Here is a 23,195-nt window from a genome sequence, read left to right on the forward strand (position 1 = left end):
GAGGGTGTATGCCGCATTCGTGGTTCTGGTGGTGCCTGGCGGCGTTGCTGTTGCTGGGCGCCACCACGGTCTTTTACTACAACCGCCTGGTGTTCAACCGGCACCGTGTGGCCGAGGCGTGGAGCGGTATCGATGTGCAGCTCAAGCGCCGTTCCAGCCTGATTCCGGCGTTGGTGGAGTGCGTACGGCAGTATATGAGTTACGAGCAGAGCGCCCTCGAAGCGCTGGTGCTGGAGCGCGCGCGGGCGATGCAACTGGTTGACTCGCCAATGGGGCTGCGGGCACCGGTCGAGGCGCAGCTGGGTAGCCAGTTGCGCCAGCTGTTCGCCCTGGTCGAGGCCTATCCCGAGCTCAAGGCCGACGAGCAATTTCGCGAGTTGCAGGGCAACATCAGCGAGGTCGAGAACCATATCCAGATGGCGCGGCGTTACTACAACGGGGCGGTGCGCGAGCTCAACGTGCTGGTCGAGTCGGTGCCGAGCAATCTGGTGGCGCGTCTGTTTTCCTTTAGCCCCGCCGATTACTTCACGCTGGATGATCCGCGTGACGGCCAATCGCCGAAGATGGAGTTCTGAACATGCTGGGATGGTTGCGTGGCCTGTTGCTGATTGTCTGCCTGTTGCCCGGCCTGGTGTCGGCGCAGGAGGCCATCGAGGATTTTGCCGTGAGCCTGCAGGTCGAGGCGGACGGCAATCTGCTGGTGACCGAACGCATCACCGTGCACGCCGAGGGACGGGATATCCGGCGCGGCATCTATCGCGATCTACCGGTCGGCTATGCGCTGCCACTGGGGCTCGAGCAGAGCAGCCCGATCAGCCTGCTGGGCGTGACCCGCGATGGCCGTCCCGAAGCGGTGCGCCGTGAGCGCAACGGCGCCTGGATACGCTTTTATCTCGGCTCGCCGAATGTCCTGCTGGAGCCGGGACGGCATAGTTACGAGCTGCGCTATCGGGTCGGGCGAGCCCTGTTGCACCACGCCGACACGGACGAGCTGTACTGGAACGTCACGGGCAACGGCTGGGTTTTTCCCATCCGCCAGGCGTCGGTCGAGGTGCATTTGCCGACAGGTGCGCGGATCGGTCAGTGGGCCGCTTATACCGGGGGCCAGGGGGCTCAGGGCAAGGATTTCCAGATAGTCGAGCAGCGAGACGACTTCCTGCGCCTGGTCACCACCAAAGTGCTGCCGCCCCATAACGGTCTGACCGTGGCCGTGGACTGGCAAGCCGGGCTGGTGCCACGGCCGGGACTGCTGCAGAGCGCCACGCGGGTGCTGCTGGACAATCTGGGGCTGGGTCTGGGCGCGCTGTTGCTGATCGGCCTGTTGCTGTTCTACCTCAAGGCCTGGAACCGTGTTGGCCGAGACCCGCAGAAGGGCGTGATCATTCCGCTGTTCGAGGCGCCGCAGGGCATGAGTGCGGTGCAGGCCGGTTACCTCTGGCATCGCGGGTTGCGCGGCGCGTTCGGCGAGGCACGGGCTTTCAGTGTATGGCTGACCGACATGGCCATCGGTAAGCACCTGCATATCGAGGACAAAGCGCACGGCGGTGGTTTCAGCCTGGCCCGTGACCAGGGCGCAGATGGTGAGATGAGCGAGCTCGACCGTGACCTGCGCAAGCGCCTGTTCCCGGCCAACAAGGTCGGCATCGCGCTGACCATCGGCAGCGAGTACGAGCCGCGCCTGGCGGATGCGGTGGCCGGGCTGAGCAGCCACTTGAGGGAGCAAGGCAAGGCCTGGTTCGCCAACAACCGTGGCGTCTGGGTGTGGGGCTTGCTGTGGGCCGCACTGGCCTGTGTGGCTACCGTGCTCCTGAGTGGTCAGGGTGGCGAGGATTGGGCCGCAGGTCTGGCCGGACTGGTGTTCAGCCTGGGCTTTGGCGTACCGACCTTGATCGTGTTCAGCATGGCCCGCCACCAGCCGAGCTTCGGCAAGCAGATGGGCTTGTACCTGGTGGCGCTGATGTTCGGCTGGCCAGTACCGGTGGGGCTGATGATGATCGCAGCGGCGGTGTCCGTACCGGCACTGTTGCTGGTTGTCGCTTATACGGTGCTGGTGGTGGTGTTCTATTACCTGTTGCCGGCACCGACCCTGAAAGGCCGGCGCCTGCTCGATGCCCTGGAAGGCTATCGCGATTATCTGCAGTTGGCCGAGCGTGACGCCCTGGCCCTGGCCGGCGACGCCCCGGCGATGAGCATCGCCCTGTACGAGCGCCACCTGCCGTTCGCCATGGCCCTGGGCGTGGAAGACAAATGGAGCGCACGCTTCAGCGAGGCCTTGGCCAGCGGTCTGATCGACCCTGCGCAGCGCGACTACCAACCCGACTGGTACCACAGCCACAGCAGCTACAGCTCGCCACAGGCGCTGAGCGGCGCGCTGGTTGCGGGGCTTGCCAGCGCCACGGCACTGGCCTCGTCGCCGCCATCGAGCAGCTCCTCGGACAGTGGTGGTTCGTCCGGTGGCGGCTCCTCTGGTGGAGGCGGTGGCGGCGGCGGTGGAGGGGGCTGGTAGGCGGGCGTTCAGAACTCGTTCTGCAGGGCCTTGTAGCCGCGTACCAGGTCGATATTGGTGCGCGCCACGTCCTCCGAGAATTCGCTGGCCGATACCCTCACGCGCGGCAGGCTGGCGAGGTCGGTCTGCGGCCCGATGCGCTGGGTCGACGTGACGTGGAAGCCCGGAGGCAGGTCGCAGCCGTCGACCACGGCGTTGTGTCGCACCACGCAGCCATCGCCGACGGCGCAGTTGAACAGCACGCTGTTGAAGCCGATGAACGCGCGATTACCGACGCTGCACGGGCCGTGAATGATCGAGCGATGGGCGATGGACGTGTGTTCGCCGATGGTTACCGCCGCGCCGGACTTGGAGTGGATCACCACGCCGTCCTGGATGTTGGAGTTGGCGCCGATGACGATGGGCTGCATGTCGCCGCTGGCGTCCACCTCATCGGCGCGAATCACTGCGTAGGGACCGACGAAGACGTTGTCGTGAATGATCACCTTGCCGCAGATGATCGCGGTCTTGTCGACGTAGGCCGATTCGGCGATCAGCGGCAGATGGCCGGATGGGTTCTTGCGGATCATGCAGGCTCCTTGAGCGTTGGGTGGCAGGCGCCGGCCTTGCTGCCGGCGCCAGCGGCGCGGGCTGATCATGGCTGGTTCCAGTTCCAGCGACTGGTGGCCACGGCGTCGTGGGCATGCAGGCTTTCTCCGTGTACCACCTTGATGCGAAACGCCTGTGCCTGCGGCAGCTGACGCAAGGCGCGGTGCAGGCGGCGGGCGGCGTCTTCGCAGAACATCAGGTTCTGCCCGTTGGCCAGAGCGAAGGCCTGCTCGTCGGCCCGTTTGACGGCTGTCTGTACGGCGGTGCCCAGCGCCAGTTCGGCCGTGTCCACCAGCTCCAGCAGCGGCAACTGCAGCGTGTCGGCATCTAGGCGTATCTGCAGGATGGCGCTGCTGCGCTGGCTATGCGGCGTCGCCACGATGCCTTGGGTCGAGCCCAGCCAGTCATGCAGTTGCCGGCGGTCCACCTGATCTTCGGCAAAGTCCTCGGCAAAGCGCTGCTGGATCAGCTGGCGTGCGAGTGCGGCAGAGCAGGGGCAGGTGGACGAGTAGGTGACTTCGACCTGTAGCTCGAGGCTCAGGCCGCGGCCGTCCTGGCGGGCGTGGATCTCGAAGGGGTAGGGCTTCCAGCCATGCAGCGGGCTGACCAGTGCGGGGCGTTGCAGCACGACGTCGCCATACAGGCTCAGGCTGGCGCTGTCGGAGAGCTGCTGGTGACTGCCGAGGCATTCGTCGAGCACCTGCTGCAGGGCGGCAACGTCCAGCGCCTGGTGTGCCAGCCGCTGCGCCGCCAGGTACAGGCGCGACATGTGAATGCCTCGGGCGCCGGGGTCATCGAGGCTGACGCCGATATCGAGACGGGCACCTACGGGGCTGTCGAGCAGACGAACGGGCAGGGCGATACCGGCCATTCCCACCCAGTCCAGGCTGAGTTCATGGTGGGTGGGCTGAGCGGCGATATCGGGCAGGGTCATTTCGTTCATTGCGTATCCGTAGGTTGCTGGTGATAATAAATGTTATGTTATAACAATTAAAGTTATTCAGACGAAGCCATGACCGATACAGCCCTGAGCCAAGCCGAGCTGCTCACCCAGCCAGCCGATGACTATATGAACGACGCTCAGCAGCGCTTCTTCCGTGAGCTGCTGCTGACCCAGCGTGCCGAATTGCAGGCACGCATCGACGACGAATTCACCCAACTGCGTGAGCCCGACACCAGCAGCGACGTGGCCGACATAGGCGCCGCCGAGGAGCAGCGGCAGTGGCAGCTGCGCCTGCTGGAGCGGGAAAAGAAGCTGCTGGACAAGATCGACCAGGCGCTCGAACGCCTGGCGCGTGGCGAATACGGCTGGTGCGCCGAGACCGGCGAAGCCATCGGCCTCAAGCGCCTGCTGCTGCGCCCGACCGCGACCCTGTGCATCGAAGCCAAGGAGCGTCAGGAGCAGCGTGAAAAACACCAGCGTGACCGTGACTGAAAACGAGGAACACTCCATGAACCCGCGTCTACCCGTTACCGTGCTGTCCGGCTTTCTCGGCGCCGGCAAGAGCACCCTGCTCAACCATGTGCTGAAGAATCGCGACGGCCTCAGGGTCGCGGTGATCGTCAACGACATGAGCGAAATCAACATCGACGGCAGCGAAGTGCAGCGCGACGTCAGCCTCAACCGCGCCGAAGAGAAGCTGGTGGAGATGAGCAACGGCTGCATCTGCTGCACCCTGCGCGAAGACCTGCTCGAAGAAGTCGCGCGCCTGGCCAGCGATGGCCGCTTCGACTACCTGCTGATCGAGTCCACCGGCATCAGTGAGCCGTTGCCGGTGGCCGAGACCTTCACCTTCCGCGACGAGCAGGGCCGCAGCCTGTCCGATCTGGCGCGGCTCGACACCATGGTCACGGTGGTCGACGGGGTGAACTTCCTGCGCGACTTTCATGAGGCCGACAGCCTGGCCAGCCGTGGCGAAACACTCGGCGAGGAGGACGAGCGTTCGATCACCGACCTGCTGATCGAGCAGGTGGAGTTTGCCGACGTCATCCTGATCAGCAAGATCGACCTGATCAGCCAGGCCGAGCGCGAGGAACTGATGGCGATTCTGCGTGGCCTCAACACTCACGCCGATATTCAGGCCATGAGCATGGGCCGCATCGCCCTGGACAAGATCCTCGACACCGGTCGCTTCGACTTCGACCGCGCCTCGCAGGCGCCGGGCTGGCTCAAGGAGCTGCGCGGCGAGCACGTGCCGGAGACCGAGGAATACGGCATCGCCTCCAGCGCTTACCGGGCGCGCCGGCCGTTCCATCCGCAGCGCTTCTTCGACTTCCTCTCGCAGGAGTGGAGCAACGGCCGTCTGCTGCGCTCCAAGGGTTTCTTCTGGCTGGCCAGCAAGTACCAGGAAGCCGGCAGCTGGTCGCAGGCCGGCGGCCTGATGCGCCATGGCCTGGCCGGGCGCTGGTGGCGCTTCGTGCCCAAGCAGCACTGGCCGCAGGACGAGGAAGGTCTGCAGGCGATCATGCAGCACTGGAGCGCCGAGGTCGGCGATTGCCGTCAGGAGCTGGTATTCATCGGCCAGAACATCGATTTCGCGCGCCTGGTGCGTGAGCTGGACGACTGCCTGCTGAGCGACGAGGAAATGGCCGGTGGCCCTGAGGCCTGGCGCCTGCTGGCTGACCCGTTCGGCGCCTGGCAGCAGGAGGCCGCCTGATGTTCGCCCTGCAGTTGCCAAACCTGGCCCGGCAGGTGCTGGGCGAGGACATTCAGGTGCTCGGTGAGGTGCTGCACGACGGCGTCAATCTGGCCGTCTGGCAGCGCCGTCTGCCGGCGCAGATCGCCGATTTCGCCGCCGCGCTGCTGGCGCAAGGTGAGCCGCTGGCGCAGTCCATCACTCTGGAGCTGCCGCGCGCGGACAGTGAGCCGAACCTCGATGGCCTGGTGGCGCAGTACGCCGATCTGCCGGGGCAGGCGGCCTTTCTCGCCGACGTGGCCTGGTTGGTGCGCGCCTATGCCTGCCTGCTCGATGCCCAACGCATCGGTTTACGTCTGCGTGCGCTGGACAAGGCCATGTGCCCGCGCTTTCACGTCGATCACGTGCCGCTGCGGCTGATCACCAGCTACGCCGGTGTCGGCAGTGACTGGCTGGAGGAGGGGGGCATGCTGCGCAGCAGGCTCGGTCAGCCGGGTGCAGAGCCGCAGGACGAGGTGTCGATCCAGCGTCTGGGCACCGGTCATGTGGCATTGGCCAAAGGGGAAAAATGGCAGGGCAACGAAGGACGCGGTCTGATCCATCGCTCGCCGCAGCCGCCGGCTGGCGAGCGGCGCCTGCTGCTGACCCTGGACTGGCTGGCCTGAGGCCGCGCGCAGCCTATTGCATGGTAAAAAATAGGCCGGAGCAGCTGCGCCGGCCTTAAGCACCAAGAGATCATGTCGAGGAGTGACTCGACATGAGGGTCATGTGAGGTACCCGCAGTCATTAGGCGCTTGTTTGGTGACGCTTTGATGTCAGGGTTTGATCCAGGTGCCCTGGTACTGAGTGCTGCAGGCCGGCTCCAGATACAGCGCGTCGCTGGCCACGCCGTAGTAGTGGATATCCTGCAGATACAGATTGCTGCCGGCCCGTGCGTTCTGGCAGACGCCGTAGGCGCCCTTCGGGCACTGCTCGACGAACTCCACCTCGACCGTTTGTCCCTGCAGTTGCGGCTGGCAGAAGCCGTCGCGGAACAGCGTGGCGGGGATGTTGCGATTCTCCTGGCAGACCTTTACGTCCAGGCGTTCGGCCTGGCTATGCACGATGCAGGCTTCGGCCAAAGCCAGGCCGGGTAGCAGAGAGAACAGCAACAACCATGCACGCATCTTGTCGGCTCCAGAAAAAACTGCCGGCGAATCTAGCACGCCGTCGCGGCGTAGTCTGTGCTGGCACTCGCCGCGCAAACCACCGACCATGGACGCATGCTCAGTCAAATTCCCACTCACCTCATCGCTGGCCCGTTGGGCGCCGGCAAGACCAGCCTGATTCGCCACCTGCTGGCGCAGAAACCGGCGTACGAGCGCTGGGCGGTGCTGATCAATGAATTCGGCCAGATTGGCCTGGACGCTGCCTTGCTCGAGCAGGGCGAGGACGGCATCGCTCTGGCCGAAGTGGCTGGCGGCTGCCTGTGCTGCGTCAATGGCGCGCCGTTTCAGGTCGGCCTTGGGCGCCTGCTGCGCAAGGCCAGGCCCGACCGCCTGCTGATCGAGCCGTCCGGCCTGGGGCATCCGGCGCAGCTGCTGGCGCAACTGCGCCAGCCACCCTGGCGTGGCGTGTTGGCCGTGCAACCGGCGCTGCTGGTGCTCGATGCCGCTGCGCTGGCGGCAGGACAGACGTTGCCGGATGTGCAGCGCCAGGCGTTGGATGAGGCCGGGCTGTTGCTGTTGAACAAGGCCGAATCCCTGGGCGCTGCGAGCCGGGCACGGATTGCCGCGAACCTGCCGCCGGTGCCGCTGCACTGGACCGAGCAGGGCCGGCTCGATCTGGCGCTGCTGCCGGGGCTGGCGGCGCAGGCGGCGCCCATCGAGATGACGCCCGAGTTACCCGCGACCGCGCCGGGCCTGGCGCAGATCTGGCGCAACGTCGCCGAGCCGATCTGTCAGGTGCAGGAACAGCCCGAAGGCTGGAGCATCGGCTGGCGCTGGCATCCGAGCCAGCGCTTTGATCTCGAGCAGGTCAGCCAGTGGTTGCAGGGCCTGGATTGGCGCCGAGCCAAGGCCGTCTTGCAGGGCGTCGAGGGCTGGCGTGCGCTGAACGCCCTGCAAGGGCCAGCGCTACCGGCCTGGGGGCCGAGCGAGTGGCGCAAGGACTCGCGGCTGGAGCTGATCTTCGATCAGGCGCAGGACGCCGCCGGCCTGAGCGCCGCCTTTGCAATCTGCCGAATCCCTGCTGCCGGCTGATAAACTCGCCGCGCGCTCCTCGCTGTGGATAACCCCCATGCAATTGCTGCCCTGGTCTCACGACACCTCTGCCGGCTTCACCCTGCGCGGTTGGCATACGCCACCATCGGGCAAGCCGCTGCTGCACTTTCTGCATGGCAACGGTTATTGCGGGCGCGTCTACACGCCGCTGCTGGCATTGCTGGCCGAGGACTTCGACCTCTGGCTGTGCGATGTGCAGGGTCACGGCGACAGTGATCACGGTGGTCGCTTCCATGGCTGGAACCGCAGCGCCGAGCTGGCGGTGGAGGCCTTCGAGACCTCGCGTGGGCCGTTCGGCGACGTGCCGCGCTACGCCCTCGGCCACAGCTTCGGCGGCGTACTCAGCAGCCTGATCCTGGCGCGCCATCCCCAACTGTTCCGCCGCGCGGTGCTGCTCGACCCGGTGCTGTTCGGCCCGGCGATGATCGGGGTGATGGCGCTGTCCGACGTGGTTGGTCTGGCGCAGCGCACCGGCCTGGCCAAGAGGGCCCAGAAGCGCCGCCGACAGTGGCCGGATCGCGCCAGTGCACATGCCGCGCTGCATGGCCGCGGTATGTTCCGGGGCTGGGACGAAGCGGCGTTCGACGCCTATATCGAGCATGCGTTGAAGGATGTCGAGGGCGGCGTGGAGCTGAAGTGTCGGCCCAGCCGCGAGGCGGATATCTTCGGCTCCTACCCGCGGCGCCTGTGGCCGTCGCTGGCCAGGGTGACGACGCCGACCGAGGTGATTTACGGCTCGCACACCTACCCCTTCGTCGCCAGGTCGGTAGCGCGCTGGTGCGCGAGTAACGCGCACGTACGCAGTCAGGTGGTGCCGGGTGGGCACTGCTTCATGCAGGAGCAGCCGGCCGACAGCGCCGAGCGCGTGGCCGATTTCCTGCTGCAGCGGGGCTGAGTCGGGAGGGCTTTACTGCGCCTTGCGCCGCCAGTCTTCGAGGTGAATGACGTTACCCGGGTGCTGCACCGCAACCGGCTCGGGTTGCGGCTCCAGCACCGGGTGAGGCTCCAGCTCGATGCGGCCGAGGTGCTGGCCGAACATGCTGATATGTCCGCGCAGGCGCTGCTCACCGGTGACGGTGAATTCGAAGTCATACAGCCGAGCCAGGCGTCGATGCCCCTTGCCATCGCGCTGGATGGCCAGGCGGCGCAGCGCCACGGCGCCGTCGAGCAACTCCACGTCGAGCTTGGCGCAGTGCTGTTTGGCCAGTTGCAGGGCGCGCTCGCGAATGCCATGACCGCGCCATAGCCAGGCGCAGGCAGTGGCGAACAGCATCAGCAGGAAGACATCGAACAGGTTGATCATGGTGACTCCGACTCCGGGAGGCAGAGCTTAGCCTATCTACCTCGCAGTTCTCAGCATAGCCACTTGCCCGTGCGTCGGCTCTGCACTAGCGTTCGCCCACTCAACTCTGAAAAGGATGTCAGCATCATGCATTGCCCTGCCTGCCGCACCAGCCGCCTGCAACCGGCAAAACTCGAAGATGGCCTGCTCGGCCATGGCTGCCCGCAATGCGCAGGCACGCTGGTCAGCCTGCTGCACTACCGCGACTGGGCCGAACGCCAGCCGGCGCAGGAAACGCCAGCAGCCCTGGCCGCTGAAGCCGAAGCCGGCGAAACCAGCCATGCCCTGAGCTGCCCCAAGTGCGCCAAGCTGATGAGCAAGTTCCAGATCAGCGGTACCCGCGCCAATCGCCTGGACCTGTGCGGCACCTGCGACGAAGCCTGGCTGGACCGCGGCGAATGGCAACTGCTCAAGGCCCTGGAGCTGAGCCAGCGCATGCCGGCGATCTTCACCGACGCCTGGCAGCGCCAGGTGCGTCAGGAGGCCAGCGAACAGGCACGGCGCGAGCGCTTCAGTCGCATCGCCGGTGACGAGGCCATCGCCCGCGCCGACGAGATTCGCGCCTGGCTCAAGGATCATCCGCAGCGGCGCGAGCTGCTGTTCTACATCGGTCACGACTGAAGGGCATGCCGGGCGCCACTTTCGTGCCTAGGGCCGGTGCTTCTCCTCGCTCAGCGCCTGATAGCGCTGCTGCAATTCTTCACGAATCTGCCGGCGCTGCTTGGCCTGGCGCTGGCGGCGCAGGCCTTCCGGGGTGGTCGGCTGGAGTTCCGGCACCGGCACCGAGCGGCCCTGATGATCGACCGCGACCATGGTGAAGAAGCAGCTATTGGTGTGGCGTACCGAGCGCTCGCGGATGTTCTCGGTGATCACCTTGATGCCGACTTCCATGGAGGTGCGCCCGGTGTGGTTGACCGAGGCGAGGAAGGTGACCAGTTCGCCGACATACACCGGTTCGAGGAACATCACCTGATCCACCGACAGGGTTACCGTGTAGCAGCCGGCATAGCGACTGGCGCAGGCGTAGGCCACTTCATCGAGGTACTTGAGCAGCGTGCCGCCGTGAACATTGCCGGAGAAATTGGCCATGTCCGGTGTCATCAGTACGGTCATCGTCAGTTGCGCTGTTCCGGCTTCCATCGTTGCTCCGATCGTGTGGGGCTTATGAGAGTAAGGCCTGCCGGCCAGGTGCATGCAAGATTCAAACTTACTACTGCAAGGATGCTATTTATGCTCATCCGCTCGAAATCGCTGTTTCTACCACTGTTGCTGGGCCTAGTCGGTACCGTACAGGCCACCGAGGAGTGCGCCACCGTGGTGCAGTGCAACCAGGTTGGCACCGAGGCTTATCAGGATGGCCGTTATGAGCAGGCCATCGAGGCATTCGAACGTCAGTTACGACGCGTCGAGGATGGCGACACGGCACAGTTGGAGTTGGCGCTGAATAACCTGATCCTGGCCAATTTGCGCGCTGGCGATGCGGGCATGGCCCGCGCCTGGCTGGGCGTGGCGCTGGATAACCACCTCAACGGCTCTTCGACTCGCCTGCATCTGCGCAAGGTCTCCGAGGCGCTGGATTATCCGGCGCTGAGCGCCAACCCCGTGGGCCGCTACCTGCGCTACAGCGGTCAGGCGGTATGGAGCGAATTGCTGATCAGCGAGGACGGTAATGGTGGTTATCTCGCCAGTTTCGCGCCCGTGCGCGTCGGTGCCAGGGTCGAGCAATACGGCCCGGCCGCGATTGGCGAGCTGGACGGCAAGCTGGTCGGCGACGGCGTGCAGATGCGCCTGGAGGATGCCGGCCTGGGCCGCGACTGTGCGGTGCAGCTGCTGCGTGAGGGCATCGAGCTGCGCGTGCAGGAGGTATATGACGATGGCTGCCAGGACTATGGCGGTATGGGTATCAGCGTGGATGGTAGGTACATCAAGGTCGATGCGCAGGTGCGTCCGTGAATCTGCGTCGTGCCGCTCTGTTTGGTGGCGGGATCCTGGTGCTGACGTTGCTGGCCGGCGGGAGTGCCTGGCTGCAGGATGAGCCGCTCAGTGCCGACGCGCAGGCCTGGCTGGAACAAGCACAGGTGGATAAGAGGCAGAGTCGGGCCTATGTGTTTCTCAATGGTCTGGATGCCGCCCCTGGACAGGCGCCAGAGGCGCTGGGTGCCGAGCGCCTGCAGGCATATCGCAGTTGGCGCAGTAGTCACGGCCCGATGGATGAAGGCTTTACCGAGCCGGTGGTTGCCACCCTGGCTTTACCGCAGGGCCCCTTGTTCTGTGCGATAGAAAAAGAGGGCTGTCTGACGACGTTGCTGAGTGGGGTGTCTGGCTGGGTCGAGACGGATGAGCAGCGTCTTCTGCGCGAGCGTTACTGGCAGTTTCTCCAGTTCGATGATTACCGCAATCTGCAGGAAGCCAGCATAAATGCCCCGTTACCACCGCACCGTTATCTAATGAGCGGTCAGCAGTTGCTGACTCTGTACTTGCTCAAGGCGGCTCAGGCAGGGGAAGGCGAGCAGGTTCGGGCTCGTCTCGATGAGGAGCTGCACCTGCTGCGAGGGCAGATGCGCCGCGCCGATACGCTGATCGCGAAGATGATCATGGCGCGTATGGTCGAGCGCAATATGCGCTGGCAGGCTGTGCTCTATCGCCAGGGGCTGATGCCCGCACCGAGCAGCGTGCCTGCATTCGATGAAGCCGAACGCAGCCTGCTGAAGCCGTTGCAGCATGAGTTTCAGGGGATGGCGTTACTTTTCGAGGCGCTGCCCAAGGCGGAGAACAGCTTGGGCGAGTGGCTGATGCTGCGGTGGGGTCTGCGCCCACAGATGAGCATCAATGCCAGCTTGACGTTCTATAAGCCGATGGCTGAGCTGTCGCAGCTCCCGCCTGCGGAGTTTGCCCGTGAGGTCCAGCAATTGCCTGACCCTCAGTGGCAGAAGAGTCGGCGCAATCCGGTGGGTAACGTGCTGCTCGGTATTGCCATACAGGACTTCCGTGACTACGCCCTGCGTGTGCAAGACCTCGAAGCCCTGCGCCGACTGTTGCAGGGGCTGGCGCAGCTGTCGGAAGGTAGCCCTAGTGCCGAACAGTTGCGCGCCTTCGACAATCCCTACTACCCCGGGCAGCCGGCGCAGCTCGATGAGCGGGGCCAGCTGTGTTTTGCCGGTCCCCTGCACGAGGGTGACGGCGCGCGTTGTCTGCCACTTTGAGCAATGTGGGGTGGATGACGCTTGTTCATCCACCCGCCCGGCTCAGGCGTGATTCAGGTACCAGCGCCAGTCCTGCTCGCCCACTTCACCCATGAACTGGCGGAACTCGGCCCACTTGATCGCCAGGAACACCTTGAGGAAGTCCTCGCCCAGCGCTTCGCGCGCCCAGCTCGATTGTTCCAGGTTGCGCAGGGCGGTCAGCCAGTCGGTGGGCAGGGTCTCGCGGGCCTGCTCATAGCCGTTGCCGACGATAGCCTGGCCGGGATCGATCTGCTCGCGGATGCCCTTGTGGATGCCGGCGAGAATCGCCGCAGCAGCCAGGTAGGGGTTGGCGTCGGCACCGCAGATACGGTGCTCGACGTGGCGGCTCTTGGCCGGCCCGCCGGGTACGCGGAACGACACGGTGCGGTTGTTCACCCCCCAGCTCTTGGCCAGCGGCGCATAGCTGTTGGCCTGGAAACGGCGGAAGGAGTTGGCGTTGGGGCAGAAGATCGCCAGGGCGTCGTTGAGCGTGGCCATCATGCCTCCGATGGCATGGCGCAGCAGCGGCGTACCCTGCGGGTCTTCGCTGGCCATCAGGTTGTTGCCCTCGGCATCGGCCAGTGACACGTGCATGTGCATGCCATTGCCGGCCAGGTCGCCGAACGGCTTGGCCATGAAGCAGGCCTGCAAGCCATGTTTGTTGGCCACGCCCTTGACCAGGCGCTTGTAGCGCACGCCTTCATCCACGGCCTGCAGCGCGTCGAAACGGTGCTCCAGGGTCAGTTCCAGCTGGCCGGGCGCATATTCGGAGATCGCCGTGCGTACCGGCAGGCCCTGCGCCTCGCAGGCGGCATAGAGGTCGTCGAGGAACGGCTGCACCTGTTCCAGTTCATACACGCCATACACCTGCGGCGCCTCTGGGCGCACGCCGTTCATCTGCACGGCTGGTTGCGGGCGGCCATTGGCGTCGCGTTGCTTGTCCAGCAGGTAGAACTCCAGTTCCACTGCCATTACCGGGTGGTAACCATCGGCCTTGAGTGCCTCGACGGCGCGTACCAGTACATGGCGCGGGTCGCCCGGCGTGGCTGGCAGACCCTGGGTCGGGTGCATGCTCACCTGCAGCTGGCCGGTGGGTACCGCGCGCCAGGGTTGCAGGGTCAGGCTGCCGGGCAGCGGGTAGGTCCAGCAGTCGGCATCGGCCACTTCCCAGACCAGGCCGCTTGCTTCGACGTCCTCGCCCTGGATGGTCAGAGACAGGATCGAACTGGGCAGCGGCCGGCCATTTTCGTAAATCGCCAGCAGTTCGTCGCGATGCAGCAGCTTGCCGCGCGGGATGCCGTTGGCGTCGATCAGCATCAGCTCGATGCTGCGTACCTCGGGGTGGCGTTCGAGGAAGTCGTGCGCTTCTTGGGGGTTGGCGAATTGCATGGTGGTTCTCGCAAAAGGTCGTGGGGCGCAGTTCATCCTGTGGGAGGGCTTCAGCCGCGATTGTCGCCGCTGAAGCGCCTCCCACGAGGATTACTCGCGGGCGCCGGGAATGGCCAGCAGCTCGTTGAGGGCCTGATCGAGCATGGCGACCAGTTTGTCCACATCCTCGGTCGTGGTGCTCGGGCAGCACAGGGTCATGTTGTGGAACGGTGTGATCAGGATGCCGCGGTTGATCAGGTACAGGTGCAGGGCCATCTGCAGCTCGTCGTGGAACGCCGCTTCGGCCTCGGCGCCGGTACGCGGCGAGGTGGCGCAGAACTGGAATTCGCAGCGCGCGCCCAGCTCGGTCACCGACCAGTTCAGCCCGTGCTTGCCGATCAACTGGCGGAAGCCATCGGCCAGGCGCGCCGCCAGGGGCAGCATGTGGTCGTACGCCGCCTGGGTCATCACCTGCTCCAGGTTGGCGCGCATGCAGTGCATGGCCAGGGCGTTGGCCGACAGAGTGGTGCCCATGCCGCTGTGGCCGTGACCGTGGCTTTCTTCGCTGGCGCGCTGGCGCGCCTGGTTCATGCCGTCGGCCATGTCCGCACTGCAACCGAAGATGCCGCATGGCACGCCACCGGCGATGGGCTTGCCGACCACGAAGAAGTCTGGGTCGAGGTCCCACAGCCGGGTGCAGCCGCCGATATCGGTGGAGATGGTGTGGGTTTCGTCGATGATCAGCAGGCTGCCGTACTTGCGCGTGAGTTCGCGGCATTTCTGCATGAAGCCCGGGTCGGGCAGGACCATGCCGATATTGGTCATCGCCGGCTCGCAGAGCAGGGCGCAGACGTCGCCCTGAGCCAGCGCGGCTTCCAGGGCTTCGACATCGTTGAAGGGAATGGCGCGGCTGTGCTCGGTCAGGTCGTAGGCCTGGCCGACCAGGCCGGAGCGGTGCACGGTCTGGCCGTCACGATTGCGCACCATCACGTCGTCGACGGTGCCGTGGTAGCAGCCGTCGAACACCAGCAGGGTCTTGCGGCCGGTAATGGCGCGCGCCCAGCGCAGCACATAGCGGTTGGAGTCGGTGGCGGTAGCGGTCACCTGCCAGTAAGGCAGGCCGAAGCGCTGGGCCAGCAGTTCACCGCAGACCACAGCGTCCTCGCCGGGCAGCATGGTGGTCAGGCCGTTGTTCGCTTGCTCGGCGAGGGCGCGAGCCACCGGATCGGGCGAGTGGCCGAACATGGTGCCGGTGTCGCCCAGGCAGAAGTCGATGTACTCGTGACCGTCGACATCGAAGAAGCGCGCGCCCTTGGCCCGCTCGACGAACAGGGGCACCGGAGTCGACCAGTCGGCCATCCAGTGCATCGGCACGCCGCCGTACAGCGAGTGACGGGCGCGTTCGGCCAGTGCTACCGACTTTGGATTGCGTTCGAGAAAGCGGGCCCGTTCACGGGCAGCGAAGGTTTCCACGGCGGTTGGGGCGATGCCACTGGCAGTCATTTTGAACACCTCGTTCGAATTTCCACACATGGTATTTTGTGATCACAGAAATTACAAGCTATCTCGTTATACTTAGAATACGTTAGTATTTCCCCTGTTCTGTGATCACAGAATAACGATTTGATCGGGTGGATATCACCCCTTCGTCATCAGGCGCCCCTCTGGAGAACATCATGCGCGAATGCCTGCTCACCCTGTCCCAGCTTCCTGCACCGCCACAAGGACGTTGAAACCATGAGCGACAATCTGCAGGAACAGCTATACCAACGAATTCGCAAGGGCCTGCTGGCCGGCCACTTTCGGCCGGGGCAGGCCTTGAAGATCCGCGATCTGGCGGCCGAATGGGGCACCAGCCCGATGCCGGTTCGCGCGGCCCTGCAGCGGCTGGTGGCCGAGGGCGCGCTCGAGGGTGAGCAGCAGCGCTCGGTGCGGGTCCCCGCGATGACTCGCGAACGCTACGAAAGTATTTTTCAGGTGCGCCTGGCGCTGGAGGGGCTGGCAGTGGAGCTGGCCACCCCACGTCTGAGTCGCGACGACCTGGCCCTGCTGCGGGACTGCGTGAAGCGCATGGACGCGGCCATCGAACAGCGCCAGGTGCAGGACTACCTCAACGCCAACAGCCAGTTCCACCTGTATCTGTATGGCGCCTGCGGCAACCCGGTGCTGCTGCGTTCGATCGAGTCGCTATGGCTGCAGATCGGCCCTTTCTTCAATCGTCTGTTCACCGAGGCCGATCTGTCGCTGCGGCTCAACGATTTTCATGAAGACGCCTTCGCCGCCATCGAGGCCGGTGACGCCAAGGGCGCGCGTCAGGCAATGGAGCAGGACCTGCTGTACTTCGCGCGTTTTCTGCTCAACCTGCTGGCGCTGGAGCAGGGCGAGGTGTGAGCCGGGGTTAGCTGATGTGCTGTTCCGGTCGCGGCTCAAGCTCCTCCCACGGCGTCACGTGCGACCGCCAACTGCGGGAGGCGCCTTAGCGGCGACGCCGCTCAGCTTTCCAGCCAGACGTCGCGGCACCAGTGCCAGACCGAGTCCCAGCTTTCGTCGGTCAGCTCGCCTTCGTCGCCGTCCCATAGCCAGACCTGACCTTCCACGTCCACGGCGTAGTAGTCGCGGCCGTCCTGGCACAGCGGCACCAGATCGCGCGGCAGGCCGAGATCCCAGGCCACCGAAGCGACTTCGGGCAGGTAGGTGTGCGATTGCGGATCGCTGGCGGTCACCGGCTCCAGGCGGCCGTACACCACGTCGCTGACCTTGAGCAGGTATTCACGCAGCTCGAAGGGCAGGTGGATGAGGATCTGCTCCTGAATCTCCACCAGGGTCTCTTCTTCCGGCAGCTCCAGCGGTACCGGTACCGGCTCGTTGAGTTCACGCAGCTGTTCGATGACTTCTTCCACGGCGTTGGCTCCTCATCAGGGGGATCGGCTTTATACAGTAGCTGGCCGGCAGAATGAAAACATGTCGTCGTCACTGCATACTGGCGCTTTTGCGGAGCCCATTCATGTCCTCTGTTTCTTGGCACTGCCTGCACCATAGTGCGCTCGACACGGCCACCCTTTATGAGCTGCTGGCCCTGCGCACCCAGGTGTTCGTGGTCGAGCAGAACTGTCCCTATCTGGAAACCGATGGCCAGGACCTGGCAGGTGACACCTGTCACCTGCTGGCGCGCGACGAGTCTGGGTTGCTCGGCTATCTGCGCCTGCTCGACCCGCAGCGCATGGAGGGCGAGGTGGTGATTGGCCGCGTGGTGATCGCCGAGCGGGGGCGCGGTACTGGCCTGGGCCACCGGCTGATGGATCAGGCGCTGGTCGAGTGCCGTCAGCGTTGGCCGGGTGTGCCGGTGTATCTGTCGGCACAGGCGCACTTGCAGGGCTACTACGGGCGTTATGGGTTCGTGGCAGTGACCGAGGTGTACCTGGAGGACGACATCCCGCATATCGGCATGCGCCGGGCGGCTGATCCATCCTGATCGGCGTAGGAGCGGCTTCAGCCGCGATAATCGGCAAATGCCGAAATAAAAAACCCGGGCAAGCCCGGGTTTTTATGCGCAGTAGCGATCAGTTCTGGCGAATGCCTGCGATCAGCCAGGGCTGGTTGTCGCCCTGAGCGCGCTCCAGGCGCCAGCTTTCGCTGAACGGCTCGCCCTGGTCGAAGCGCGAGGTCTTCGACACACCGCTGAAGGTCAGGGTGGCGATGGTCTTCTCGGCGTTGTCGTCGACACCGTCGAGTTGCACGTCGAGGTTGTCGACGTAGGTGGACTGGAAGCCGTCACCCAGTTCGGCGCGCTCGCGCTTGAGGAAGTCCAGCAGTTGCGGGGTGACGAACTCGGCGATCTTCTCCATCTCGTTCGCGTCCCAGTGCTGCTGCAGGTTCATGAAGTGCTCACGGCCAGCGGCCAGGAAGCTCTGCTCGTTGAACCAGGCCGGGGCGTTGATCACCGGAGCGGCCGTAGCCAGGCGACCGCCGAAGATGTTGCTGCCAGCGGCCGGAGCGTTTTCGGCGTTCGGCATCTCACGCTGGTAAGGCGCACCGGCAGCGGCCATTTGTGGCTGTTGGCGAGCGCGACGGGCGGCGAGGAAGCGGAACAGCAGGAAGGCGATCAGGCCGAAGATCAGCATGTCCATGATTTGCAGACCTTCGAAACCATCACCCATGAACATCGAGGCCAGCAGGCCACCGGCGGCCAGGCCGGCCAGTGGGCCGAGCCAGCGCGAAGCGCCGCTGGCGGCAGCAGGTTGACGACCTGCGGTGGGCGCAGCGGCGGCCGGTTGCGACTGCGGCGCAGCCTGGCGGGACTGGTGGCTGGGTGCGGAGCCAAAGGATTTGCCACCGCCAAAACGCTTGGCGTGGGCTTCGAAGCTGAAGGTCAGTGCCAGGCACAGAACCATGGCGATACTGAGGAAACGCTGCATCACGGTTTTCTCTCTTTTGGAAAAGCTTGGGCGGCATCTTGCCCGGCAAGGGTGGGCATGGCCAGTGACAGAATGTTTCTTGCTTTTGCCTGGGGATGGCAGACCCGGCGCGGATCAATCCCGCCGTATTGCCCGAGCGACAAACGGAGCCTGAGGCTCCGCTCATTCAGCGCCAGTCGTACAGCTCTTTTTCCGATAGAGCCTGCATCGAGGTGGCCAGCGCCTGAAAGGCTTTCATCGAGGCCCAGATGCGACCGTTGAGCTCGCTTTGCGCGGCCAGCTCGCCGAGTACCTGTTCGGTCTCGTGCTGCATGGCCTGCAGCACCGGATCGGGGAAGCGCTTGAGCTGGGTGCCGCTCTTCTTCAGTTCGTCCAGGGCCAGGGCGTTGTTGAACACGTAGTCGTCCATCATGTCCAGGGTCGAGGCGCGCGCGGCCTCGGTGACGATGGCTTGCAGATCGGCCGGCAGGGCGTCGAAGGCCTTTTGGTTGATCAGCAGCTCCAGCACCGACTGCGGCTCCTGCCAGCCTGGGTAGTAGTAATACTTGGCGGCTTTTTGCAGGCCGAAGGCCAGGTCGTTGTAGGGGCTGACCCAGTCGGTGGCATCGATGGCACCGGTCTGCAGGGCGGTGAAGATCTCGCCGCCCGGCAACACCACGGTGGTGGCGCCGAGCCGGCTCCAGACTTCGCCGCCGATGCCCGGCATGCGGATCTTCAGGCCCTTGATGTCATCCAGGCTGTTGATTTCCTTGTTGAACCAGCCGCCCATCTGCATGGTGCTGTTGCCGGCGGTCAGCGGCTTGAGGCCGAAGGGTGCATAGGCTTCGTCCCACAGCGCCTGGCCACCGCCATGGCTGAGCCAGGCGTTCATCTCCAGGGTCGACAGGCCGAACGGCACGGCGCCGAAGAACTGCGCAGCCGGCACCTTGCCCTTCCAGTAATACGGCGTGCCGTGGCCCAGTTCGGCGGTGCCGCGGGAAACGGCGTCGAACACCTCCAGCGCCGGTACCAGTTCGCCGGCCGCGTAGACCTTGATGGTCAGGCGCCCGGCGCTCATGGCGTTGATCCGCTCGGCCAGACGTTCGGCAGCAGTGCCGGTGCCCGGGGCGTTCTTCGGCCAGGTGGTGACCATCTTCCAGTGGAAGCTTTGCGCGGGTGTGGTGGCCTGGTTGGCGGGGGCGGAGTCGTCCTTGCAGCCGATCAGGCCGAGGGCGAGCAGGGGCAGGAGCAGCAGAGAGCGAAGATGCATGGGCAGGATCTCTAAGAAAAACGGGGCCAGAACCCAATGCCATTCGCTGCAGTGTCATCTGGCTGCGTAACGACAGGAGAGGTTAAGGCTTTCGCGCTATCTCAGCCCTCTCCCCCGGCCCCTCTCCCATGAATGGGAGAGGGGAGCGAGCGGCTCAACGCCAGTTGTACAGCTCTTTCTCGGTCAGCGATTGCATGGCGCTGGCCTCTTCGAGGAAGGCTTTCTGCGAGGCCCAGATGCGGCCATTGAGATCGTTTTCCGCAGCCAGGGACTCGAGCACCACGCTGGATTGCTCACGCATGGCCTGCAGCACCTCGTCCGGCAGACGCTTGAGCTGCACGCCTTCGGCCTTGAGGCTTTGCAGCGCCTTGGCGTTGTTGAATACGTAGTCGTCCATCATGTCCAGGGTCGCGGCACGCGCGGCCTCGACGACGATGGCCTGCAGGTCGGCCGGCAGTGCGTCGAAGGCCTTCTGGTTGACCATCGACTCGACCACCGCCTGCGGCTCCTGCCAGCCCGGGTAGTAGTAGAACTTGGCCGCCTTGTGCAGGCCGAAGGCCAGATCGTTGTAGGGGCCGACCCAGTCGGTGGCATCGATGGCGCCGGTCTGCAGCGAGGTGAAGATCTCACCGCCAGGCAGGTTGACGGTGATCGCACCGAGCTTGCTCCAGACTTCGCCGCCGAGGCCCGGCATGCGGATCTTCAGGCCCTTGATGTCATCCAGGCTGTTGATTTCCTTGTTGAACCAGCCGGCCATCTGCATGGTGGTGTTGCCAGCGGACAGCGGTTTGACGCCGTAGGGTGCGTAGGTTTCGTCCCACAGCGCCTGGCCACCGCCATGGCTGAGCCAGGCGTTCATCTCCAGGGTGGAGAGGCCAAAAGGTACGCTGCTGAAGAACTGCGCAGCCGGCACCTTGCCCTTCCAGTAGTACGGGGTGCCGTGGCCCATTTCGGCGGTGCCACGGGAAACGGCGTCGAACACCTCCAGTGCCGGCACCAGCTCGCCAGCGGCGTAGACCTTGACGGTCAGGCGCCCGGCGCTCATGGCGTTGATGCGTTCGGCCAGGCGTTCGGCAGCGGTGCCCAGGCCGGGGAAGTTCTTCGGCCAGGAGGTGACCATCTTCCAGTGGATGGTTTCTGCCGGCTTGGCGGCGGCTTGCTCGCTGCCTGGCTTGTCTTCTTTGCAGCCAACCAGGCCGATGGCGGCGATCACTGCCAGGGCGGCGCCGAACAGGTTGCGGCGATTCATCGATGTTTCTCCAGATACGGTAGGTTCTAACAGGCTTCCAGCTTGGCGTACGCCAGCATCAGCCACTTGCTGCCTTCGTTTTCGAAATTCACTTGGACCCGCGCCTGGGCGCCGGCACCCTCGAAGTTGAGGATGGTGCCCTCGCCGAACAGGCTGTGGCGTACGCGTTGGCCCAGGTTGAAGGGCGTTTGCGGTACGGCGCTACCGGCGAACAGGCTGCTGCCACCCATGGAGCTGGTGCTCACCGGGCGGCTGACGCTGTTGGAGAGGCGTACTTCCTGAATCAGCGGTGCGGGGATTTCGCGGACGAAGCGCGACACCTTGTTGTAGGTCTCGCTACCGTAGAGACGCCGGGTTTCGGCGTAGCTGATCACCAGCTTCTGCATGGCACGGGTAATGCCGACATAGGCCAGGCGGCGTTCTTCTTCCAGGCGGCCCGGTTCTTCCAGGCTCATCTTGTGCGGGAACAGACCCTCCTCCATGCCAACCAGGAACACCAGGGGGAATTCCAGGCCCTTGGCGCTGTGCAGGGTCATCAGTTGGACGCTGTCTTCGTTCTCGGCGGCCTGGGTATCCCCGGCCTCCAGCGAAGCGTGGGTGAGGAAGGCCTGCAGTGGGCTCAGCTCCTCGTCCTCATCGTTCTCGAAGGCGCGTGCGGCGCTGACCAGTTCCTCGAGGTTCTCCACCCGGGCCTGGCCTTTCTCACCCTTTTCCGCTTCGTGATAGGCGAGCAAGCCGCTCTGCTCGATGACCACCTGAGTCATCTGATGCAGCGGCATGGCCAGTGCCTTTTCCGCCAGGCCCTCGACCAGCTCGATGAAGCCGTTCAGGGCACTCGAGGCACGGCCTGGCAGGGCCTTGTTGGCCAGCATCAGGCGGATCGCCTCCCACATGTGCACGTCATGCGCGCGGGCGTACTCGCGGATGGTCTCGATGGTTTTCTCGCCGATGCCGCGCGCCGGCACGTTGACGATGCGCTCCAGCGCCGCGTCGTTACCACGGCCGTCGAGCAGACGCAGGTAGGCCATGGCGTTCTTGATCTCGGCGCGCTCGAAGAAGCGCTGGCCGCCGTAGATGCGGTAAGGGATCTTTTCGCGCAGCAGCGCCTCTTCCAGTACCCGCGACTGGGCGTTGGAGCGATAGAGAATGGCGATCTCGCTACGCTTGAGGCCGTCCTTGCGCAGGGCGTCCTCGATGGTCTCGACCACGTAGCGCGCTTCGTCGTGCTCGTTGAAGGCGGCGTACAGGGCCAGCGGCTCGCCGTCGCTGCCGTCGGTCCACAGCTCTTTGCCGAGGCGCCCGTTGTTGTTGGCGATCAGGGCGTTGGCGGCCTTGAGGATGCCGGCCGTGGAGCGGTAGTTCTGCTCCAGGCGGATCACCTGGGTATCGGCAAAGTCGCTGGAGAACTGCTGGATGTTCTCGATGCGTGCGCCGCGCCAGCCGTAGATCGACTGGTCGTCGTCACCGACCACCATCAGACTGTCGCCGCCCTTGGCCAGCAGCCGCAGCCAGGCGTACTGCACGGCGTTGGTGTCCTGGAACTCGTCGACCAGGATATGGCGGAAGCGCCGCTGGTAATGTTCGAGCAGGCCCGGCTTGTCGCGCCACAGATCCAGCGCGCGCAGCAGCAGCTCGGAGAAGTCGATCACCCCGGTGCGGGCGCAGGCCGCTTCGTAGGCCTCGTAGATGCCACGCATGGTAGCCAGGAACAGGTCGCCGCCGGCCTGGATGTGCGCCGGGCGCAAGCCTTCGTCCTTCTGTCCGTTGATGAACCACTGCGCCTGCTTGGCCGGCCAGCGCTGTTCGTCCAGGCCCAGCTCGCGGATCACCCGCTTGATCAGGCGCTGTTGGTCGTCGGAGTCGAGGATCTGGAAGTTCTCGGCCAGCCCGGCTTCCTGCCAGTGCGCGCGCAGCAGGCGGTGGGCCAGGCCGTGGAAGGTGCCGACCCACATGCCGGCCGGGTTGTGCCCGAGCATCTGTTCGATGCGGTGGCGCATCTCGGCGGCGGCCTTGTTGGTAAAGGTCACCGACAGGATCGAATGAGGCGAAGCGCCCATTGCCTGGATCAGGAAGGCGATGCGGTGCACCAGCACGCGGGTCTTGCCGGAGCCGGCGCCGGCCAGCACCAGTTGGCGGCCGAGCGGAGCGGCCACAGCCTGGACCTGGGCGTCGTTGAGCGAAGCGAGGAGGAGTTCGGGGTCGTTTTGCATCGCGGCATTCTAGGGGGCCGGACAGGGGAGGGCAAACCGCCGGTTCGTGGCGGCGAAACCACCAGGGCGCAACCGACGAATGGCAGATCAGGGCATGGAGATGCGCGGATGGCAGGCCGGTGGCAATCATGGGTTACCGGCGCTCTC

General features: G+C 64.9%; 24 protein-coding genes. 12 read left to right on the forward strand and 12 right to left on the reverse strand.

The window, feature by feature from the left end:
- Window positions 1-8 precede the first annotated feature (8 nt).
- Both ACN8M7_RS06815 and ACN8M7_RS06820 read left to right on the forward strand, forming a co-directional pair.
- Window positions 9-575, forward strand: coding sequence for a LemA family protein (locus ACN8M7_RS06815; protein WP_490260219.1), 567 nt, complete (start codon window positions 9-11; stop codon window positions 573-575).
- 2 nt (window positions 576-577) lie between these two features.
- The gene (locus tag ACN8M7_RS06820) at window positions 578-2,506 is read left to right on the forward strand and encodes a DUF2207 domain-containing protein (protein ID WP_490260220.1); all 1,929 of its coding nucleotides are present in this window, start codon (window positions 578-580) and stop codon (window positions 2,504-2,506) included.
- An 8-nt stretch (window positions 2,507-2,514) separates the two neighbouring features.
- Here ACN8M7_RS06820 and ACN8M7_RS06825 read toward each other — a convergent pair whose 3' ends face one another.
- Both ACN8M7_RS06825 and folE2 read right to left on the reverse strand, forming a co-directional pair.
- Window positions 2,515-3,075 carry a gamma carbonic anhydrase family protein gene (locus ACN8M7_RS06825; RefSeq protein ID WP_490260221.1) on the reverse strand — a complete coding sequence of 187 codons (561 nt, stop codon included), beginning with the start codon at window positions 3,073-3,075 and terminating at the stop codon, window positions 2,515-2,517.
- 65 nt (window positions 3,076-3,140) lie between these two features.
- On the reverse strand, window positions 3,141-4,037 hold the full coding sequence (gene folE2, locus ACN8M7_RS06830) for a GTP cyclohydrolase FolE2 (RefSeq protein WP_490260222.1): 897 nt from the start codon (window positions 4,035-4,037) through the stop codon (window positions 3,141-3,143).
- Window positions 4,038-4,106: 69 nt separating this feature from the next.
- Between folE2 and dksA the strand changes: the two genes are divergently transcribed.
- From dksA to ACN8M7_RS06845, 3 genes are read left to right on the forward strand one after another with little or no spacing between them, the layout of a single operon-like run.
- A complete protein-coding gene (dksA, locus tag ACN8M7_RS06835; RefSeq protein WP_394326848.1) occupies window positions 4,107-4,529 on the forward strand; it encodes an RNA polymerase-binding protein DksA in 423 nt (140 codons plus the stop codon).
- Between the two features lie 16 nt (window positions 4,530-4,545).
- Window positions 4,546-5,751 (forward strand): zinc metallochaperone GTPase ZigA, encoded by a 1,206-nt coding sequence (gene zigA / locus ACN8M7_RS06840; protein ID WP_490260223.1) that lies wholly within the window; start codon window positions 4,546-4,548, stop codon window positions 5,749-5,751.
- Entirely contained in the window at window positions 5,751-6,395 is a 645-nt protein-coding gene (locus ACN8M7_RS06845; protein WP_490260224.1) for a DUF1826 domain-containing protein, read from the forward strand. The genes zigA and ACN8M7_RS06845 overlap by 1 nt, the downstream gene beginning before the upstream one ends.
- Before the next feature lie 150 nt (window positions 6,396-6,545).
- Here ACN8M7_RS06845 and ACN8M7_RS06850 read toward each other — a convergent pair whose 3' ends face one another.
- A complete protein-coding gene (locus ACN8M7_RS06850; RefSeq protein ID WP_490260225.1) occupies window positions 6,546-6,896 on the reverse strand; it encodes an NADH:ubiquinone oxidoreductase in 351 nt (116 codons plus the stop codon).
- 96 nt (window positions 6,897-6,992) lie between these two features.
- Here ACN8M7_RS06850 and ACN8M7_RS06855 point away from each other — a divergent pair, with 96 nt between their 5' ends.
- Together ACN8M7_RS06855 and ACN8M7_RS06860 are read left to right on the forward strand one after the other, a co-directional pair.
- Complete coding sequence (locus ACN8M7_RS06855) at window positions 6,993-7,970, forward strand: CobW family GTP-binding protein (RefSeq protein WP_490260301.1); 978 nt, start codon at window positions 6,993-6,995, stop codon at window positions 7,968-7,970.
- Window positions 7,971-8,007: 37 nt separating this feature from the next.
- Window positions 8,008-8,886, forward strand: a complete 879-nt coding sequence (locus tag ACN8M7_RS06860) for an alpha/beta fold hydrolase (protein WP_490260226.1) — start codon at window positions 8,008-8,010, stop codon at window positions 8,884-8,886.
- A 12-nt stretch (window positions 8,887-8,898) separates the two neighbouring features.
- Here ACN8M7_RS06860 and ACN8M7_RS06865 read toward each other — a convergent pair whose 3' ends face one another.
- Window positions 8,899-9,294 carry a DUF3301 domain-containing protein gene (locus tag ACN8M7_RS06865; RefSeq protein WP_490260227.1) on the reverse strand — a complete coding sequence of 132 codons (396 nt, stop codon included), beginning with the start codon at window positions 9,292-9,294 and terminating at the stop codon, window positions 8,899-8,901.
- Window positions 9,295-9,420: 126 nt separating this feature from the next.
- Here ACN8M7_RS06865 and ACN8M7_RS06870 point away from each other — a divergent pair, with 126 nt between their 5' ends.
- Window positions 9,421-9,954, forward strand: coding sequence for a zf-TFIIB domain-containing protein (locus tag ACN8M7_RS06870; RefSeq protein ID WP_490260228.1), 534 nt, complete (start codon window positions 9,421-9,423; stop codon window positions 9,952-9,954).
- 27 nt (window positions 9,955-9,981) lie between these two features.
- On the opposite strand, the gene ACN8M7_RS06875 is transcribed toward ACN8M7_RS06870, so the two are convergent.
- Entirely contained in the window at window positions 9,982-10,473 is a 492-nt protein-coding gene (locus ACN8M7_RS06875; protein WP_490260229.1) for an acyl-CoA thioesterase, read from the reverse strand.
- Between the two features lie 90 nt (window positions 10,474-10,563).
- On the opposite strand from ACN8M7_RS06875, the gene ACN8M7_RS06880 reads away from it, so the two are divergent.
- On the forward strand, window positions 10,564-11,286 hold the full coding sequence (locus ACN8M7_RS06880) for a tetratricopeptide repeat protein (RefSeq protein ID WP_490260230.1): 723 nt from the start codon (window positions 10,564-10,566) through the stop codon (window positions 11,284-11,286).
- Window positions 11,283-12,536, forward strand: a complete 1,254-nt coding sequence (locus ACN8M7_RS06885; RefSeq protein ID WP_490260231.1) for a hypothetical protein — start codon at window positions 11,283-11,285, stop codon at window positions 12,534-12,536. The genes ACN8M7_RS06880 and ACN8M7_RS06885 overlap by 4 nt, the downstream gene beginning before the upstream one ends.
- Window positions 12,537-12,578: 42 nt before the next feature.
- On the opposite strand, the gene ACN8M7_RS06890 is transcribed toward ACN8M7_RS06885, so the two are convergent.
- Window positions 12,579-13,946 carry a glutamine synthetase family protein gene (locus ACN8M7_RS06890; RefSeq protein WP_061238722.1) on the reverse strand — a complete coding sequence of 456 codons (1,368 nt, stop codon included), beginning with the start codon at window positions 13,944-13,946 and terminating at the stop codon, window positions 12,579-12,581.
- Between the two features lie 90 nt (window positions 13,947-14,036).
- Window positions 14,037-15,428 (reverse strand): aspartate aminotransferase family protein, encoded by a 1,392-nt coding sequence (locus ACN8M7_RS06895; protein ID WP_490260232.1) that lies wholly within the window; start codon window positions 15,426-15,428, stop codon window positions 14,037-14,039.
- A gap of 234 nt (window positions 15,429-15,662) precedes the next feature.
- On the opposite strand from ACN8M7_RS06895, the gene ACN8M7_RS06900 reads away from it, so the two are divergent.
- Window positions 15,663-16,316: a GntR family transcriptional regulator gene (locus tag ACN8M7_RS06900; protein ID WP_061238720.1), complete on the forward strand. Its 654-nt coding sequence runs from the start codon at window positions 15,663-15,665 to the stop codon at window positions 16,314-16,316.
- Between the two features lie 101 nt (window positions 16,317-16,417).
- On the opposite strand, the gene ACN8M7_RS06905 is transcribed toward ACN8M7_RS06900, so the two are convergent.
- Window positions 16,418-16,825 (reverse strand): SMI1/KNR4 family protein, encoded by a 408-nt coding sequence (locus ACN8M7_RS06905; RefSeq protein ID WP_037005543.1) that lies wholly within the window; start codon window positions 16,823-16,825, stop codon window positions 16,418-16,420.
- Window positions 16,826-16,929: 104 nt separating this feature from the next.
- On the opposite strand from ACN8M7_RS06905, the gene ACN8M7_RS06910 reads away from it, so the two are divergent.
- Window positions 16,930-17,397 carry a GNAT family N-acetyltransferase gene (locus tag ACN8M7_RS06910; protein WP_490260233.1) on the forward strand — a complete coding sequence of 156 codons (468 nt, stop codon included), beginning with the start codon at window positions 16,930-16,932 and terminating at the stop codon, window positions 17,395-17,397.
- An 88-nt stretch (window positions 17,398-17,485) separates the two neighbouring features.
- Here ACN8M7_RS06910 and ACN8M7_RS06915 read toward each other — a convergent pair whose 3' ends face one another.
- The 4 genes from ACN8M7_RS06915 to uvrD all read right to left on the reverse strand — a co-directional run bounded on the left by ACN8M7_RS06915 (window position 17,486) and on the right by uvrD (window position 23,048).
- Window positions 17,486-18,340 (reverse strand): Tim44 domain-containing protein, encoded by an 855-nt coding sequence (locus tag ACN8M7_RS06915; RefSeq protein WP_490260302.1) that lies wholly within the window; start codon window positions 18,338-18,340, stop codon window positions 17,486-17,488.
- A gap of 166 nt (window positions 18,341-18,506) precedes the next feature.
- Complete coding sequence (locus ACN8M7_RS06920; protein ID WP_490260234.1) at window positions 18,507-19,589, reverse strand: TRAP transporter substrate-binding protein; 1,083 nt, start codon at window positions 19,587-19,589, stop codon at window positions 18,507-18,509.
- Between the two features lie 154 nt (window positions 19,590-19,743).
- Complete coding sequence (locus ACN8M7_RS06925) at window positions 19,744-20,838, reverse strand: TRAP transporter substrate-binding protein (RefSeq protein WP_490260235.1); 1,095 nt, start codon at window positions 20,836-20,838, stop codon at window positions 19,744-19,746.
- 26 nt (window positions 20,839-20,864) lie between these two features.
- Window positions 20,865-23,048: a DNA helicase II gene (uvrD, locus tag ACN8M7_RS06930; protein ID WP_490260236.1), complete on the reverse strand. Its 2,184-nt coding sequence runs from the start codon at window positions 23,046-23,048 to the stop codon at window positions 20,865-20,867.
- Between the last annotated feature and the right edge of the window lie 147 nt (window positions 23,049-23,195).

This window comes from Pseudomonas spartinae (assembly GCF_965197125.1).
GTDB classification, from domain to species: domain Bacteria; phylum Pseudomonadota; class Gammaproteobacteria; order Pseudomonadales; family Pseudomonadaceae; genus Aquipseudomonas; species Aquipseudomonas composti_A.